This window comes from Xanthomonas sp. 10-10 (assembly GCF_040182365.1).
Taxonomy (GTDB): Bacteria; Pseudomonadota; Gammaproteobacteria; order Xanthomonadales; family Xanthomonadaceae; genus Xanthomonas; species Xanthomonas arboricola_F.
In genome coordinates this window covers 2,402,581-2,420,189 of record NZ_CP144460.1, presented here as the reverse complement: position 1 = coordinate 2,420,189, position 17,609 = coordinate 2,402,581, and the positions used below count along the sequence as shown (strand labels likewise).

The 17,609-nt window shown below is 65.0% G+C and carries 8 protein-coding genes; all 8 read left to right on the top strand.

Features of this window, described 5'->3' with window-relative positions:
* Positions 1–196 precede the first annotated feature (196 nt).
* Positions 197–727 carry a hypothetical protein gene (locus tag VZ068_RS10205; protein WP_259150562.1) on the top strand — a complete coding sequence of 177 codons (531 nt, stop codon included), beginning with the start codon at positions 197–199 and terminating at the stop codon, positions 725–727.
* Positions 728–1,025: 298 nt separating this feature from the next.
* Positions 1,026–3,203 carry a methyl-accepting chemotaxis protein gene (locus tag VZ068_RS10200; protein ID WP_259150564.1) on the top strand — a complete coding sequence of 726 codons (2,178 nt, stop codon included), beginning with the start codon at positions 1,026–1,028 and terminating at the stop codon, positions 3,201–3,203.
* Positions 3,204–3,379: 176 nt separating this feature from the next.
* Positions 3,380–6,169 carry a methyl-accepting chemotaxis protein gene (locus VZ068_RS10195; RefSeq protein WP_349657561.1) on the top strand — a complete coding sequence of 930 codons (2,790 nt, stop codon included), beginning with the start codon at positions 3,380–3,382 and terminating at the stop codon, positions 6,167–6,169.
* A gap of 413 nt (positions 6,170–6,582) precedes the next feature.
* The gene (locus VZ068_RS10190) at positions 6,583–7,344 is read left to right on the top strand and encodes a transporter (protein ID WP_349657560.1); all 762 of its coding nucleotides are present in this window, start codon (positions 6,583–6,585) and stop codon (positions 7,342–7,344) included.
* 13 nt (positions 7,345–7,357) lie between these two features.
* Positions 7,358–9,706: a methyl-accepting chemotaxis protein gene (locus tag VZ068_RS10185; RefSeq protein ID WP_349657559.1), complete on the top strand. Its 2,349-nt coding sequence runs from the start codon at positions 7,358–7,360 to the stop codon at positions 9,704–9,706.
* Between the two features lie 202 nt (positions 9,707–9,908).
* Positions 9,909–12,170, top strand: a complete 2,262-nt coding sequence (locus VZ068_RS10180) for a methyl-accepting chemotaxis protein (RefSeq protein WP_349657558.1) — start codon at positions 9,909–9,911, stop codon at positions 12,168–12,170.
* A 406-nt stretch (positions 12,171–12,576) separates the two neighbouring features.
* On the top strand, positions 12,577–14,826 hold the full coding sequence (locus VZ068_RS10175) for a methyl-accepting chemotaxis protein (protein ID WP_349657557.1): 2,250 nt from the start codon (positions 12,577–12,579) through the stop codon (positions 14,824–14,826).
* 107 nt (positions 14,827–14,933) lie between these two features.
* A complete protein-coding gene (locus tag VZ068_RS10170; protein ID WP_349657556.1) occupies positions 14,934–17,405 on the top strand; it encodes a methyl-accepting chemotaxis protein in 2,472 nt (823 codons plus the stop codon).
* Positions 17,406–17,609: the final 204 nt, after the last annotated feature.

Genomic DNA, 17,609 nt, shown 5'->3' with positions numbered 1-17,609 from the left:
CCCCGACGCCCCGGCCAGCCGCCGGGGCGTTGTGCTGTGCGGATGCCATCGGCCGGCATCACCGGCTGGTTCACCAGGCCAACGATTCACCCACCCGGGTTGCCGTTGGTCGAAAGGTGATCAAGCGCAAGCTTCCGCGGCCGATACACATGGCAATGAGGGCGCCAGCGCCCGCGCCATGTCGAAGGACGTCCGCATGCATACCGCCAACTCCATCCGCTCTGCCCGCAACATGCTGGGCGCCGTGTTCGCCGTGGCCATGCTGGCAGCGAGCGTGTCGTTGCCGCCCTCGTTTGCCGCACCGGCTGCACCGGTGTCGGTGCTGCTGGACAGCGTGCCGGTGAGCGCATTGCAGTCGCTGGCGATCGACCTGGTGCAATTGCGCGAAGACCAGCGTGCACAGCTTGCCGCAGCGCACGACGCGGCCCGTGTGCAGGCCTATGACGAGCGCATGGGCAATCTGCGTCAACGCATCGCCCGGCATGCCGGATACTTCCAGGCCAGCGCTCCGCAAGGCGAGCAGGCGCGCCAGTTTGCAGTGGTGCAGCAGCGGCTGGGCCAGTATCTGGAGCAACAGCGTCTGGCCAATCGTGCCCTGCATGCCGGCGACCTGTACCAGGCGCAAGCGTTCTCGCTTGGCCAGCCCGGCGATACCCACCAGGTGCTCTGGACCGAGCTGCAGAACCTGCAGGCATCGGTGGCCAAGGTCGAGACGCCGCAGCGCTAGGCGCGCCTTCCAGCCGGTGCCGCTCGGTCGCGGCGCGGCCATCGCCACACCCCCTGCAACACGCCACGCCGCTTCACGTGATCCGCCTTGCGGTTCATGCGTAGCCTGCCGCGTGCCGGTTCACCGCGTGCAGGCGTCAGCCGATGGCGCTGTGGCGATGCCTGCGACGGCGTGCCTGCGGACGTCGTTACATGGCACGCGGCGCCAGCACAACTGACGTCTCGCCACGCTCAACATTTCTATTACCGGGTCGCTATTCGACTTATCCCGGTCACCATCCTCTCGCTGGATACCTGTCATGACGTTCAAGAGCTCGCTCGCAAAGACGTTGGCCAATGTGCCGCTGAAACGCAAATTCTTCGCCCAGACGGCGCTCGTTGCGTTGGGCATCATCATCCTGGCCGTCGTCGCGGCACGCATGCAGTACGTCGATCTCACCGATACGCGTCGCGATGGGCTCAAGAGCCAGATCGAAATGGCGATGGCGGTGGTCAACGGCTACGCCGAGCGCGCCGACAAGGGCGAGATGGATGTGGCGACTGCAAAGAGCAGAGCGCTGGCCACCTTGTCGACCATGCGCGCACGCGGTGGCGTGGACTACATCTACGTCACCGACCAGGCGCCGGTGATGCTGATGCACCCCACCCGCCCGGACCTCAACGGCAAGCCGTTGACCGACGTGCTCAGCCCGGACGGCAAGCGTATCTTCCCGGCATTCGTGACCGCCGCGCAGGCCGGCGGCGGCTACGTCGATTACACCTGGGCCAAGCCCGGACAGAAAGACCCGGTGCAGAAGACCTCGTACGCGGCGCTGTACAAGCCGTGGGGCTGGGTGATCGGGACCGGCGTGTATCTGGACGACACCCAGTCGCAGGCGCTGGCGTTCACCGGCGTGGTGACCCTGGCGGGCGGCGTGCTGGTGCTGATCAACCTGTTGGTCGGCTGGCTGATCGGCAACTCGATCCTGGAACCGGTGGCACGCGCCCTGGCGGCGATCAAGGGCGTGGCACGTGGCGATCTGAGCGTGCGCACTGCCGAGCATGGCAACGATGAAATCGGCCAGATGCTCAAGGCCACCGACGAGATGGTGCACACCCTGGAGCGCTTTTCCGCGCAGACCAAGGTGATGATGCACATGCATGCCGGGGAGGACGTCACCCACCGCATGCCGAACGATTTCCCCGGTGTCTATGGCGAATTGGCCACCGGCATCAACACCATGATCTTCGAGCACCTGGACGCCATCGTCGATGCCATCGGCATCCTCAACGAATACGCCCAGGGCGACCTGTCGCGCGATGCGGTGCGCCTGCCCGGCACCCGGGCGGTGCTGCACGAGGCGATGGATGCGGCCAAGGCCAGCCTGCTGGCCATCAACACCGAGATCAAGCGCCTGGCGCAGGCGGCGGCCAATGGCGACTTCAGCCAGCGTGGCGATGCAGCGCGCTTCAAGCACGATTCGGCGCGCATGATCAACGATCTCAACGCGATGATGGAGGTCAGCGACCGCAATCTGGGCAAGCTGTCCGAGCTGCTGGCGGCACTGGCCGAAGGCGACCTGACTGCACGCATGGACGGGCAATTCCATGGCGTGTTCGCACGCATGCGTGACGATGCCAACACCACGGCCACGCAGCTGGCCGGCATCGTCGGGCGTATCCAGCAGGCGGCCGGTTCCATCACCGGCTCGGCCAGCGAAATCGCCGCCGGCAACAACGATCTGTCGCAGCGCACCGAACAACAGGCGGCCAATCTGGAAGAAACCGCCGCCTCGATGGAAGAGCTCACCTCCACCGTCAAACAGAACGCCGAGAGCGCGCGTCAGGCCAACCAGTTGGCGATCGGCGCAGCCAGCGTCGCCTCGCAGGGCGGCCAGGTCGTGAGCCAGGTGGTGGATACCATGTCCGGCATCCAGACCTCGTCCAGGAAGATCGCCGAGATCATTTCCGTCATCGACGGCATCGCCTTCCAGACCAACATCCTGGCCTTGAATGCCGCGGTGGAAGCGGCACGCGCCGGCGAGCAGGGCCGCGGTTTTGCAGTGGTGGCTTCGGAAGTGCGTACGCTGGCGCAGCGGTCGGCCGGTGCGGCCAAGGAGATCAAGCACCTGATCGACGACTCGGTCGGCAAGGTGGCGCAGGGATCGGCCTTGGTGGATCAGGCCGGCAAGACCATGGCCGACATCGTGTCCTCGGTGCAGCGCGTCACCGACATCATGAGCGAGATCTCCGCCGCCTCGCAGGAACAGTCGGCCGGCATCGAGCAGGTCAATCTCACCGTCACCCAGATGGACGAGAGTACCCAGCAGAACGCCGCGCTGGTGGAAGAAGCCACCGCTGCCGCCAACGCGATGCAGCAGCAGGCGCAGCAACTGGACGATGCGGTGTCGATCTTCCGGGTGGTGGCCGCATCGCCCGCACAGCTCGGCAGTGCAGGCGCACGCGCGCCCAAGCGCGTTGCAATGGCCGCCTACTGAGCGCGGCTCACCAAACTTCCGTGCGGCCGCAAGGCCGCCACGGTGCTCACGGATGCAGTACGCGGGTGGTCCATGCCACCCGCACCTGGCTCACCGCCGCCCGGTGAGTGTATTGGTCGTTCTACCTGCACTGCCCCGCCTCAGCGGGCTCCTCCCTTCCCTTTGCAGCCATGTCCATGACCTCGCTCCCCTCGCACTCACGTTTCGGCGGCCGCCTTGCGTACCGGCTGATGTTCGGCACCGCGGTCATCGCCTCGCTGTGCTTCGGATTGACCGCGGCCATCACCTATTGGCAGAGCAGCGGTGCGCTGAGCACCTCTGCCCAGGCCACGATGCAGAATGCCGCGCGCTACCAGGCCGAGCAGATCGGCAGCGAACTTGGGCAGGCACTGACCACCGGTCAGTCGCTGGCCACCAGCTTGCTGGTACAACGCGCCAACGGCGGTATCAGCCGCGATACCGCCGCTGCGGTGATCCACGACCAGTTGCAGGATCATCCCGAGTGGGTGGGCATGGGCACGCTGTGGGAGACGCAGGCCTTCGATGGCAAGGACAGCGATTTCGCCAACGCCAAGGGCCACGATGCCAGCGGCCGCTTCATGACGTACTGGGGACGCGACGGCCAGACGCTGGTGCGCGAGCCGCTCACCGATTACGAAACTCCCGGCCTTGGCGACTGGAATCTCAAGCCGCGCGCGCTGCTGCGGCAAACCGTTGCCGAACCCTACGACTACAAGATCGGCGGCAAGACCGTGCTGATGACCACCTTGTCCACCCCGATCCTGCAGGACGGCAAGTATGTGGGCGCGGTGACGGTGGACGTGGCATTGGCAGCCCTGCAGCAGCGCCTGGGTGCGCTGCGTCCGATGGACAGCGGATATGTCGAACTGCTGTCGCCCGCCGGGGTGGTGCTGTCATCGCGCGATAGCGCACGCATCGGCAAGCCGGTCACCGACGCGCGCCACCGCGCCATGCTCGAAGCGATCAAGGCCGGCAAGGATTCGGTGGATTTCAGTCCCGATGCCAACGGCATGGTGAGTGCGTATGTGCCCTTGCAGATCGGCAAGGCGCAGGAGCGGTTTGCGCTGGGCGTGGTGGTGCCGTATGCGGCCATCATGCAGCAGGCGCATCGCTTGCTGTGGACGATCCTGTTGGTGGGCCTGGCCTCGGCGGTGGTGCTCAGCGGTGCGTTGTTCCTGCTGCTGCGTCGCCAGGTGGTGCGCCCGCTGGAATCGGCGGTCGGCGTGGCCGATGCAATCGCGTCGGGCAAGCTCGATAACCACATCACCGTGCAACGTCGGGACGAAGTTGGCCGGCTGATGGGCGCCATGCAGCGCATGCAGGACGACCTGCGTGCGCGGATCGACCGCGACACCGCCATCGCCAACGAAAACCTGCGCATCCGCACCGCGCTGGAACACTCTGAGATGGAGGTGTTGCTGGCCGACGAACAGCACAACGCAGTGTTCGTCACCGAAGCGCTGCACACCTCGCTCAAGCACGGCGAACCCGCTTTCCATGCCAAGGGCCAGGCCGGCTTCAGTGCCGATGCGGTGGTCGGCAGGCCGCTGGACTACGTGTTCGGTACCGATAGCGACGGCAGGGCGCGCATGCAGCGGCTGCAGCAATTGCAGTCCACCACGCTGGAGCGCTACGCCTTCGGTCCGGTGACCCTGGATCTGACCATGACCCCGCTGTACGCGGCCGATGGTCGTCGCAGCGGCAGCATGCTGCTGTGGCGCAATGTCAGTGCCGAAGTCAGCACGCAGAAGGAAGTGGCCGCACTGGTGCAATCGGCGTTGATGGGCGACTTCAGCCAGCGGCTGGCGCTGGACGACAAACACGGGTTCTATCTGGAGTTCGGCCGCCAGCTCAACGGATTGCTGGAAACCACCTCGCAAGGCCTGGAGCGTATTTCCAGCCTGCTCAGCGCGCTGGCCGAAGGCGACCTCAGGGTGCGCATGAATGGGCAGTTCGCCGGCGTGTTCGCACGCATGCGCGACGACGCCAACGCCACCGTGGCGCAGCTCACCGGCATTGTCTCCGGTATCCAGACCTCGGCCACCCAGATCAATGCGGCCGCCAGCGAGATCGCTGCGGGCAACAACGACCTGTCGCAGCGCACCGAACAACAGGCGGCCAATCTGGAAGAAACCGCCGCTTCGATGGAAGAACTCACGTCAACCGTCAAGCAAAACGCCGAACATGCGCGCCAGGCCAACCAGCTGGCGATCGGCGCTGCCGATGTCGCCTCGCATGGCGGCGCGGTGGTGGCCCAGGTCGTCACCACCATGTCCGGCATCGAGACCTCGTCCAAGAAGATCGCCGAAATCATCAGCGTCATCGACGGCATCGCCTTCCAGACCAACATCCTGGCGTTGAACGCCGCAGTGGAAGCCGCACGTGCCGGCGAGCAAGGCCGCGGTTTTGCGGTGGTGGCCTCGGAAGTGCGCACCTTGGCGCAACGGTCTGCCGGTGCGGCCAAGGAGATCAAGCACCTGATCGACGACTCGGTCACCAAGGTGGCGCAAGGCTCGTCGCTGGTGCATCAAGCCGGCACCACCATGAGCGAGATCGTCGCCAGCGTACAGCGCGTCACCGACATCATGGGCGAGATCTCCGCTGCGTCGCAGGAGCAGTCGGCCGGCATCGAGCAGGTCAACCTCACCGTCACCCAGATGGACGAGGCCACCCAGCAGAACGCCGCGCTGGTGGAAGAAGCCACCGCTGCCGCGCGCGCGATGGAAGAACAGGCCGGCCAGCTCACCGAGGCGGTCGCCGTGTTCAAACTCAGCCATCCGGCTGCACCGGCAAGCGCAGCGCCTGCAACCAAGCCGCTCGTCCGTGCGCTGCCCTCGTCCAGGCGCGCACCCGCCGGCAGCACGCGCATCGCCGCACCTGCGCGCCATTCGGTCAAGCCATCGGGCAACACTGCCGGCAACGACAGCCAGTGGCAGGATTTCTGATCCACGCGTGATGCAGTGACGGCGCCTGTGCCAGGCGCCGTGTTGCCTGCAGTCGATCCTGATCGTCGCAGCTGGCGCGCGCCGTGCGGGCATGCATCTGGTGCCTGCTCGCGACGTCCTGCGGACGCTCCAGCCTGCGACACCGATCCGCTGCAACGACAACACGCACGCACGGACACTGGGCGCCACGCAGACGCAAGCCTTGCTATCGCTCCTGCACTGCATGCGCGCCCTGCCCCTTGACTGCTCCACCCATCGGCAATGCTTAAAGATTTATCTGGCGTTGCCGTTAGCCAGGGTGACAACGGCTGCCTGTGCCCCACCGCAACAGCCGCTCAACCACCGCATGCGCGCAGGTGCCCACCGCACGCGCAGCCGCATGCGTCCGAGATTCGATCATTGCAGGGGTTGCCATGAAGTCGTCCGTTCTCGCCAGCTGTCTTGCGCTGTTGTGCGTCGCTGGCCATGCCTGCGCCGAAGACCCCATCGCCACCGATCGCCCCGACTTCGTCGAGTCCAGCCTTACCGTCGGCCACCAGCGGCTACAGGTGGAAACCAGCGCCGCGTGGGAGCGCGATGCGTCGGTCGATGGGTATTCCACGCCGACGCTGTTCCGCTACGGGCTCGGCCAGACCTGGGAACTGCGGCTGGAAACCGATGGCTGGCAGCACATCGACCTGCCGGGCGAATCCAGCGTCAGCGGCATGTCCGACGTCTCGCTCGGCATCAAGCACCATCTGGCCAGCTCCGACAGTGGCAAGACCTCGCTGGCCTGGCTGCTGCACGTGGATCTGCCCAGCGGCGCACAGGCCCTGCGCGGCCGCGGTGCACGCCCCTCGTTCCGGCTGGTGGCCGAATGGGAGCTCAGCGACAGCATCTCTGCCGGCGTGATGCCCGGGGTGATCTGGGACGACGACGGCGACGGACATCGCTACACCGCAGGCATCCTGGGCGCGGTGCTCGGCAAAGCCTGGAACGACCGCGTGCGCTCCTTCGTCGAAGTGGCCTTGCCGCAGATCGCCAAGAGCGACGATGGCGGCAGCGTGGCCCTGCTCGATGTCGGCTCGGCCTGGCTGCTCAGCAACGACGTGCAACTGGATGCGGTGTACAGCCGCGGTCTCAACGACCGCTCGCCCGACCACGCCGTCGGCGTCGGTCTGTCTTTCCGCTTCTGATACGGGCTGCGCAATGAAGATCATGCATATGTTGGGCGTGCTGGTGCTGGTCGCCGCGTTGGCGCTGCTCGCCCTGGGCGGTGTCGGCTACAACGGTCAGCGCGGGCTGCTGGATGCCATCACCGCGCAGGTCATCTCCTCCGATGCACTGCGTAACCACATGCAGGCCGACATGATGCACGACGCCTTGCGCGGCGACGTCACTGCCGGGCTGCTCGCCGCATCGCGCCAGGATGATGCCGGCATCGCCGCCGCACGTGCATCGCTGGGCGAACATGCCGGCGAATTCCGCGAGGCGGTGCAAGCCAACCGCAAGCTCCCGCTGGACCCTGCATTGCGCAGCGAGCTGGAAGCGGTGGCGCCCACGTTGCAGGCCTACATCGCCTCTGCCGAGCAGGTCATGACGCTGGCCGAAACGCATGCCGACAGCGCTGCGGCGTACCGCGATTTCACCGACAAGTTCGGCCAGCTCGAAACCCGCATGGGGACGATCAGCGAGCGCATCCTGTCCTTGAACGAGGCCAACCGCAGCCAGGCCGAGCAATACAGCCACCGTGTGATGTGGCAGCAAGGCGGCGCCGTCGTGCTTGCATTCGTCTGCCTGGCGCTGGCCGCCGGCTGGATCCTGCGTTCGGTGTTCGGCCTGCTTGGCGGCGAACCGCAACTGGCCATGGCCGCTGCACAGCACATTGCGCAAGGCCGCCTGGACCAGCCGATCCCGGTTGCCGCAAAACACGCGCACAGCCTGATGGCGGCACTGTCGCGCATGCAGCGCGACCTGCGTGAACGCCTGGAGCGCGAGCGCAGCATCGCCGCAGAAAACCTGCGCATCCGCACCGCCCTCGATAACGCCTCCACCGGCATGTACATCGCCGACCCGGACCTGACCATCATCTACAGCAACACCGCGCTGCAGTCCTTGCTGCACACCTATGCGGACGATATCCAGGCCTGCGCACCGGCGTTCAATCGCACGGCCGACCTGGTCGGGCAACCGGTCTCGCTGCTGGAAGTGGGTAACGCGCAGGACGCGGAAATCTACCAGCGCCTGGACCGCCAGGGCGCCGCGCAACGCGAAGTGCGCTACCGCGCCACCTGCATTACGCAAAACGTGTCGGCGATCCGCGACGAGCGCGGCGCGCATCTGGGCTTTGTCTGCGAATGGCGCGACCGCACCGCCGAAGCGCGGGTGGAACTGGACGTGGCCGATGTCGTGCGCAGCGCTGCGGCAGGCGACCTGTCCAAGCGCATCGACAGCAGCGGCAAGCAGGGCTTTTTCCTGCAACTGGCGCAACAGCTCAATGCCCTGCTCGACGCCAATGCGGTGAGCATCGCCGAGGTGTCGCGGCTGCTGAGCGCGCTGGCCGAGGGCGACCTGAGCGCACGCATGCACGGCGATTTCCACGGCGTATTCGCCACCATGCGCGACGACGCCAATACCACCGCACAAGCGCTGGCGCAGGTGATCGGACGCATCCAGCAGGCCGCCGGCAGCATCCATACCGCCTCCAGCGAAATCGCCGCCGGCAATAGCGACCTGTCGCAGCGCACCGAGCAACAGGCCGCCAATCTCGAAGAAACCGCCGCCTCGATGGAAGAGCTCACCTCCACCGTCAAGCAAAACGCCGAGAGCGCGCGTCAGGCCAATCAGTTCGCCATCGGTGCGGCCGGCGTCGCCTCGCAGGGCGGCGCGGTGGTGGCCCAGGTGGTCACCACCATGTCCGGCATCGAAACCTCATCGAAGAAAATCGCAGAGATCATCAGCGTCATCGACGGCATCGCCTTCCAGACCAATATCCTGGCCTTGAACGCAGCGGTGGAAGCGGCGCGTGCCGGCGAGCAAGGCCGCGGCTTTGCCGTGGTGGCCTCGGAAGTGCGCACCCTGGCGCAGCGCTCGGCCGCTGCGGCGAAGGAGATCAAGCATCTCATCGACGATTCGGTCGGCAAGGTCGCCGAGGGCTCGCAGCTGGTCCACCAGGCGGGCACCACCATGGCCGACATCGTCGCCAGCGTGCAGCGCGTGACCGACATCATGGGCGAGATTGCGGCGGCCTCGCAGGAACAATCGTCCGGCATCGAGCAGGTCAATCGCACCATCACCCAGATGGATGAGGCCACCCAGCAGAACGCCGCGTTGGTGGAGGAAGCCACGGCGGCAGCGCGCACGATGGAAGATCAGGCCGGACAACTGGCGCAGGCGGTCGCACGCTTCACGCTTGCCGATGCGCCCCGTGTCGCCGCGTTGGCAGGCCCGGCCAGGCCGACGTCCATCGCGCCCAAACCGGCAGTCTCCACACGCCGTGCAGCGGCCATCGCAGCCACGGTCGCGCCCGGTAACGATAGCCAGTGGCAGGACTTTTAAGCGGTATCTGCAGCGCCGCAACGACGGCTTTGGATGCTGTCGTTGGGCGAACGATAGTGGACGATCTTCATGTTTTCCAGGTAAACCGTGCATATAGCCCGGACCTGGAACGGCCCGGTTCATCCTTCAGAGATAAAGAATCATCGCTCCGGGCCGCTAGCGTGCATGACAACAGCGCAATGCTACGCCCCGGAGTTACAGCATGAACAAATTCAACGATTGGCCGATTCGCCGCAAACTGATGTTTGCGTTCTGCCTCAGTGCCGTCCTCACTGCCGTGCTTGGCGGGCTCGGCTTCTCGCGCATGAAACAGATGCAGCAGCAGGCTGTGCTGATCAACGAAGATGTGGTTCCGGTGCTGAGCAGGCTCTCGGAGCTGCGCGCATTCGGCGGCGAATTCCGTATCTACGAGTCGGGCCAGTTCGTCAATCTGCAGGACCAGGAGCGCTACGACTACTTCCTGACCCGCATGGACGAGATCCAGGGCAAATACGCGCAGACGCAGAAGGCGCTGGAAGCCAAGATCGGTGCCGGCTCGCCGCTGAAGGCCGGCTACGACAAGCTCGCCAAAGAAAGCGCGAGCTATTTCGAAGCCAACAAGGCCTTGCGTGCGCTCTACAAAGACCCCGACTACGCGGCCGCGGTGCGTGCGAACAAGCAATCCGGCGACATCCGCAAGGTGCTGTTCCAGACCATCGACAAGATGTATGCCGAGCAGTCCGCCGAACTGGCCAATATGGTGACCGCCAGCAGCGCCTCGTTCAAGATGACCAGCGCGGTGCTGTTGATCGGCACGCTGCTGATGGCCGCTCTATCGGTCACCTTCGGCTGGTTGATCGCGCGCAGCATCACCAATCCGCTGTCCAAGGCATTGGGCGCCATCCAGGCAGTGTCGCGCGGCGATCTGAGCGTGCAGGTCGGCAAGACCAGCCAGGATGAAATCGGCCAGATGCTCGACGCCACCGGTCGCATGACCCAGATGCTGCGCCGCTTCTCCGACGAGACCGCACGCATGTCGCATCTGCATGCGGCCGAAGACATCACCCACCGCATGCCGGAGGATTTCCCCGGCGTGTACGGCACGCTGGCTGGCGGCATCAACACGATGATCTTCGAGCATCTGGACGCCATCACCGATTCGGTGCGCATCCTCAACCAGTACGCACAGGGCGACCTGACCCAGGACGCACGCCGTTTGCCGGCCAGCCGCGCGATCCTGCACGAAGCGATGGATGCGGCCAAGGCCAGCCTGCAGTCGATCAATACCGAGATCAAGCAGTTGGCGCAGGCCGCAGCGGCGGGCGACTTCAGTGCACGCGGCGACGCAGCACGCTTCAAGTACGACTTCGCGGTGATGGTGGCCGATCTGAATTCGATGATGGAAGTCAGCGATCGCAACCTGGGCAAGCTGTCGCAGTTGCTCGGTGCGGTGGCCGAAGGCGACCTGACCGCACGCATGGATGGGCAATTCCACGGCGTGTTCGCGCGTCTGCGTGACGATGCCAATGCCACCACACAACGCCTGACCGACATCGTCGGCCGCATCAAGCACTCCACCCTGGCGATCAATACTGCCGCCAGCGAGATTGCTGCGGGCAATCAGGATCTGTCGCAGCGCACCGAGCAACAGGCGGCCAATCTGGAAGAAACCGCCGCCTCGATGGAAGAACTCACTTCCACCGTCAAGCAGAACGCCGAGCACGCGCGCCAGGCCAACCAGCTGGCGATCGGTGCCGCTGGCGTGGCATCGCATGGCGGCAGCGTGGTCGGCCAGGTGGTCACCACCATGTCCGGCATCGAGACCTCGTCCAAGAAGATCGCCGAAATCATCAGCGTCATCGACGGCATCGCGTTCCAGACCAATATCCTGGCCTTGAACGCCGCAGTGGAAGCCGCACGTGCCGGCGAGCAAGGCCGTGGTTTTGCGGTGGTTGCCTCGGAAGTGCGCACGCTGGCACAGCGTTCGGCCGGCGCAGCCAAGGAAATCAAGAGCCTGATCGACGACTCGGTCAGCAAGGTGGCCGAAGGCTCGGCATTGGTGCATCAGGCCGGCACCACCATGAGCGAGATCGTGTCCTCTGTGCAGCGCGTCACCGACATCATGAGCGAGATCTCCGCCGCCTCGCAGGAACAGTCGGCCGGCATCGAGCAGGTCAACCAGACCGTCACCCACATGGACGAAGCCACCCAGCAAAACGCAGCACTTGTGGAAGAAGCCACTGCCGCCGCACGCTCGATGGAAGATCAGGCCCAGCAATTGACCGAAGCGGTGGCGCTGTTCCGCCTGTCGGCAGAACTGGAAGCGGTGACGCGGCCCACGCCGGTGGTGCGCCAGATCGCTGCCAAGCGGCCCGCCGCGCCGAGCACGCCGGCGACCAAACCCAGGCAAGCTGCCGCAAGGCCGGCCGCACGCGCTGCGGTGGCGTCGGCGTCGTCCAACGAATCGGACTGGGCAGAGTTCTGAGCGACCCGATCGGTCGCATTGCGACCGATGCCATCGAAACCGCGCTCCCTCGGGGGCGCGGTTTTTTTTTTGGACTGATCGTTTCCGCAAGAAAACCTATCGATAACACTCAAGATAAAACAACTTAAACATCATATTTTATCTTTGTATTAGTTTATGTGTTGATGAGCCTGTTATCTACAAACCGGACTCGAGCAATTAGAAGGGCAAGAATGGAAGCAGGCAGACAAGATTTATTATCAATATGTTTCACAAGCCTGACTCGAGTTATATATTTTTTGATATCGGGGTATTCAGTAATACCTGTCATGAGCCGTTACTGCGCATAGCGACACCTGACGCAGCAGCTGGTTGGCGCTGCCTTCGTCGCTCCCTTCCACTGCATAACGCCTTCCAGGATTCGGTCATGACCGCACTTCTCCAACGCTATAACGTCGGCCCGCGCTTGGCAGCGGCTTTCGCCGTGCTGATCGTATTGTCCGGTTGCATTGCTTTTATCGGCTATCGCGGCCTGAGTTCGGCACGCGCCCTGGTCGACGACATCGTGCACCAGAATATGGTCAAGATCCGCCTGTCCAACGACATGATCAATGCCAACTTCATCATTGGCATGCAGTTGCGCAATGTCGTGCTGCCTACCACCGACGAGGAAAATCGCAAGTTCATCGCGCAGATCCAGTCCGCGCGCGCCGACTATACAAAAGCCCGCGAAGCGCTGTATGCCATGCCGCCGTCGGAACAGGGCAAGGCGCTGCGCGCCGACATCGATGCCCGCCGTGCCGAGGTCAAGGTGTTGAACGACAAGGTCATCGATCTGGTGATGACCGGTCATAGCGACGAGGCCCTGCCCTTGCTGCTCACCAAGGCCGCGCCGGCGATGCAGGGCTGGCAGGACAAGATTGCCGAAAACATCACACTGCAGGACAAGATGGCAGCCGATGCATCGGCCGTCGCACTGAAGTCGATGGCCGATTCGCGCAAGCTGCTGCTGGCCGGCACCGTGTTGGTGGTCCTGCTGAGCGCCGCACTGGGCCTGTTGATCACGCGCAGCCTCACCCAGCCGCTCGGCCGCGCCACCCGCGCCGCCGAGGCGATTGCCGGCGGCAAGCTGGATAACGATGTCGATACGTCGTTCAACGACGAAACCGGCCGCCTGCTCAAGGCGATGAGCAAGATGCAGCTGCAGCTGCGCAACCTGCTCGCCGCGCAGACCGACATGGCCAGGCGCCACGACGAAGGTCAGATCAGCTTCCGTATCGACGCGGCCGCGTTTCCCGGCGACTACGGTCGCATGGCGCACGACACCAACACTCTGGTCGGCTCGCATATCGCGGTAAAGATGCGTCTGGCGCAGATCATGGGCCGCTACGCGATCGGCGACCTGTCCGAGGATATGGAGAAGCTGCCCGGCGAAAAGGCCGTGCTCAGCGACACCATGGCCCAGGTCAAGGTCAACCTCGGTGAAATGAACACCCAGATCAAACAGTTGGCACAGGCCGCCGCCAACGGCGACTTCAGCGCCCGCGGCGAGGCAGAGCGCTTCCAGTACGACTTCCGCCTGATGGTCGAAAGCCTCAACAACCTGATGTCCACTGCCGACGGCAATCTGCAGGCGCTGTCGGGCTTGTTGCAGTCGATCGCCGCCGGCGACCTCACCGCGCGGATGAGCGGCGAGTTCCGTGGCGTGTTCGCGCAGATGCGCGACGACGCCAATGCCACCGCCACCCAATTGGCCGAAATCGTCACCGGCATCAAGCAGTCGGCCGTGTCGATCAAGGGCGCCGCCAGCGAAATCGCCGCCGGCAACCAGGACCTGTCGCAGCGGACCGAGCAGCAGGCCGCCAATCTGGAAGAAACCGCCGCCTCGATGGAAGAGCTCACCTCCACCGTCAAGCAGAACGCCGAGGGCGCACGCCAGGCCAACCAGCTCGCCATCGGTGCCGCCAGCGTGGCGGTACAGGGCGGCGAAGTGGTCGGCAAGGTGGTCGAAACCATGTCCGGTATCGAAGCCTCGTCCAAGAAGATCGCCGACATCATCAGCGTCATCGACGGCATCGCCTTCCAGACCAACATCCTGGCGTTGAACGCAGCGGTGGAAGCCGCGCGGGCCGGCGAACAGGGCCGCGGCTTCGCAGTGGTTGCCTCGGAAGTGCGTACCCTCGCCCAGCGCTCGTCGGGTGCGGCCAAGGAGATCAAGGGCCTGATCGACGACTCCGTGCAACGCGTGGCCGAAGGATCCGCGCTGGTGCACACCGCCGGCAAGACCATGGGCGAAGTGGTGGCCAGCGTGCAGCGCGTCACCGACATCATGGGCGAGATCTCCGCCGCCTCGCAGGAACAGTCGGCCGGCATCGAACAGGTCAACCAGACTGTCACCCAGATGGACGAGACCACCCAGCAGAACGCCGCATTGGTGGAGGAAGCCACCGCCGCCGCACGTGCACTGGAAGAACAGGCCACCCAGCTGACCGATGCGGTGGCGGTGTTCAAGACCGATGCCGCGCTTGTACAAGCTTCGGCACGTGTCGCCGCACCGCGTGAGGTAATCACCCAGGCCGTCAAGGCCAAGGTGGCAGCAGCTGGCCGCACCGCAGCGTCCAAGCCGCGCGCCGTGGTCACCGCACCCAGCAACGACACCAGCTGGCAGGAGTTCTAAGCAAGCGAACTGAACTGCCTGAATGGTACCGGTCGGCAGCGATGCCGGCCGGCTCAAGGCATAACAGTTATCGGCCGATAGTCTGCGTACGCCCATGAGACGCACCGATGACCACTGCTCCCGCCCTGCCGCACGCCGCTCCATCCTCCCCGCGCCGCTGGGCCAGCCGCTGGGACGATCTGGGCATTGTCAAAAAACTCGGTGCGATCGGTGTGCTGGCGTTGGTCGGCATGGTGATCCCGGTGCTGCTCTATCGCGGCAAGCTCAATGAAAGCGTCGCCATCAGCAGCAACGAATTGCGTAGCTACGCCCCGCTTGGCCAGATGCTGGGCCTGATTACCGATCTGCACGCGGCCCACGTCGACACTGGCGCCGCCGCCGACGCAGCAGCGCAACGCGCCCAACGCGATCTGCAGCAACTGCTCGCCACCACGGCGGCCATGCCCGGCTTCGAACGCAGCCAGAAACAACTGCTCGCCCTGCAGCAGCGCCATGTCTCGACCGCCGCAGCCAGCGGCTACAGCGGCATCAGCGAGCAAGCCTTCGCTGCGCTGGATGCGCTGCGCGACGACAGCCAGTTGGTCTACACCCCGTATATCGAAAGCTACCACCTGGTGGTTGCGACCCTGATCTATAGCCCCGACGCCACCGAATCGCTGACCCGCCTGGATGCGGCCAACGACCCGTCGCAGGCCGGCGACGATCGCGCCATGCTGCACGAACAGCTCAGCCAGTTGCAGCGCAATCACGTGCGCTTCCGGCATGAGCTGGACAAGGCAATGGGCCTGCTGGAACAGCCCGACCCTGCGCTGGCCGATGCCGCCAGCGCCGAGGCCACCCGCGCCAGCGACGCATTGAAATCCCTTGGTGCCGCGTTGGAAGGCAGCGATGCGCAGGCCGACACGCAGTGGAATGCCGCGCTCGATGCGCTTGGCCAGACCATGCATGAGCTGAGCAGCGTCTCGCTGCAAGCCCTGCAGCGTCAATCCGAGCGCCACCTGGTGGATGCGCGCACTGCGATGTACCAGGCCGTCGCCGGTCTGTCACTGCTCGCGCTGCTGATCGCCGCGTTGGGCTGGTATACCTTGTCCACCCTCACCCGCAACGTGCGCCGCGCCGCTGCGGTGGCGGCCAATATCGCGCAGGGCATGCTGGACGAACGCATCGTGCCACCCAGCCGCGATGAAACCGGCCAGCTGCTCGACAACATGCGCCAGATGCAGGAACAGGTGCAGCGCGTCCTGGCTGCGCAGAGCGAGATGGCGCAGCGCCACGACGCCGGCCAGATCAGCTACCGCATGCAGGCCGACAGCTTCCCCGGCGCCTACGCCACCATGGTGCACGATACCAACGCCCTGGTCGGTTCGCACATCGCGGTGAAGATGAAGCTCGCGCAGATCATGTCGCGCTACGCCATCGGCGATCTGAGCCAGGACATGGACCGCCTGCCCGGCGAGAAGGCCGTGCTCAGCGACACCATGGACACCGTCAAGGCCAACCTGTCGGCGATGAACAGCGAAATCAAACTGCTGGCGCAAGCCGCCGCCAATGGCGACTTCAGCGTGCGCGGCGATGCGCAGCGCTTCCAGTACGACTTCCGCGCCATGGTGGACAGCCTCAATCAGCTGATGTCCACCGCCGATGCCAATCTGCAGTCGCTGTCCAACGTGCTGCAGGCGATCGCCGCCGGCGATCTCACCAGCCGCATGCAGGGCGACTTCCACGGCGTGTTCGCGCGCATGCGCGACGATGCCAATGCCACGGTGACGCAGCTGGCCGATATCGTCGGGCGCATCCAGCGCTCCACCGATGCCATCAACGATGCGGCCAGCGAGATCGCATCCGGCAACCAGGACCTGTCGCAACGTACCGAGCAACAGGCGGCCAATCTGGAAGAAACCGCCGCCTCGATGGAAGAACTCACCTCCACCGTGCGCAACAACGCCGAGCACGCCAGGCGCGCCAATCAGCTGGTGGTCGGCGCTGCCGCCGTCGCCTCGCAAGGTGGCGAGGTGGTCGGCCAGGTCGTCGGCACCATGGCCGGCATCCAGGCTGCCTCCAGAAAGATCGCCGACATCATCGGCGTGATCGACGGCATCGCCTTCCAGACCAATATCCTGGCCTTGAACGCGGCGGTGGAAGCCGCGCGTGCCGGCGAGCAAGGCCGCGGCTTTGCGGTAGTGGCGTCGGAAGTACGCACCCTGGCGCAGCGCTCGGCCGCTGCGGCCAAGGAGATCAAGCACCTGATCGACGATTCGGTCAGCCGGGTCGAGCATGGCAGCCAGCTGGTCGGCCAGGCGGGGCGCACGATGCAGGACATCGTCGATTCGGTGCGCAACGTCACCACGATCATGCACGAGATCAGCGAGGCCTCGCTGCAGCAGTCGCAGGGCATCGAGCAGGTCGGCCAGACCGTCTCGCAGATGGATCAGGCGACCCAGCAGAACGCCGCACTGGTGGAAGAAGCCACCGCCGCCGCGCGCGCGATGGAAGAACAGGCGCAGCAGTTGCGCGATGCGGTGTCGGTGTTCCAGCTGCAGCAAGCGGCCACGCCTGCCCGGCTCGGGCGCGCGGCGTGACGTGACGGTTTGATGGTCTGATGGTCTGATGGCATCACGGCGTAAGGCCGTTGCTAGTGGCATTGCATCCCTTGGTCTGCTGCCGCACGCCCGTATGTTGAACAGGACGCGTGCGTCCAGGCTCAACTGGTGGTCTCCACCCCGCCCTCCTCAGCACGGCACCTTCGGATCGCTTCCGAAAGCGTGATCATGAAGTGAATCCGC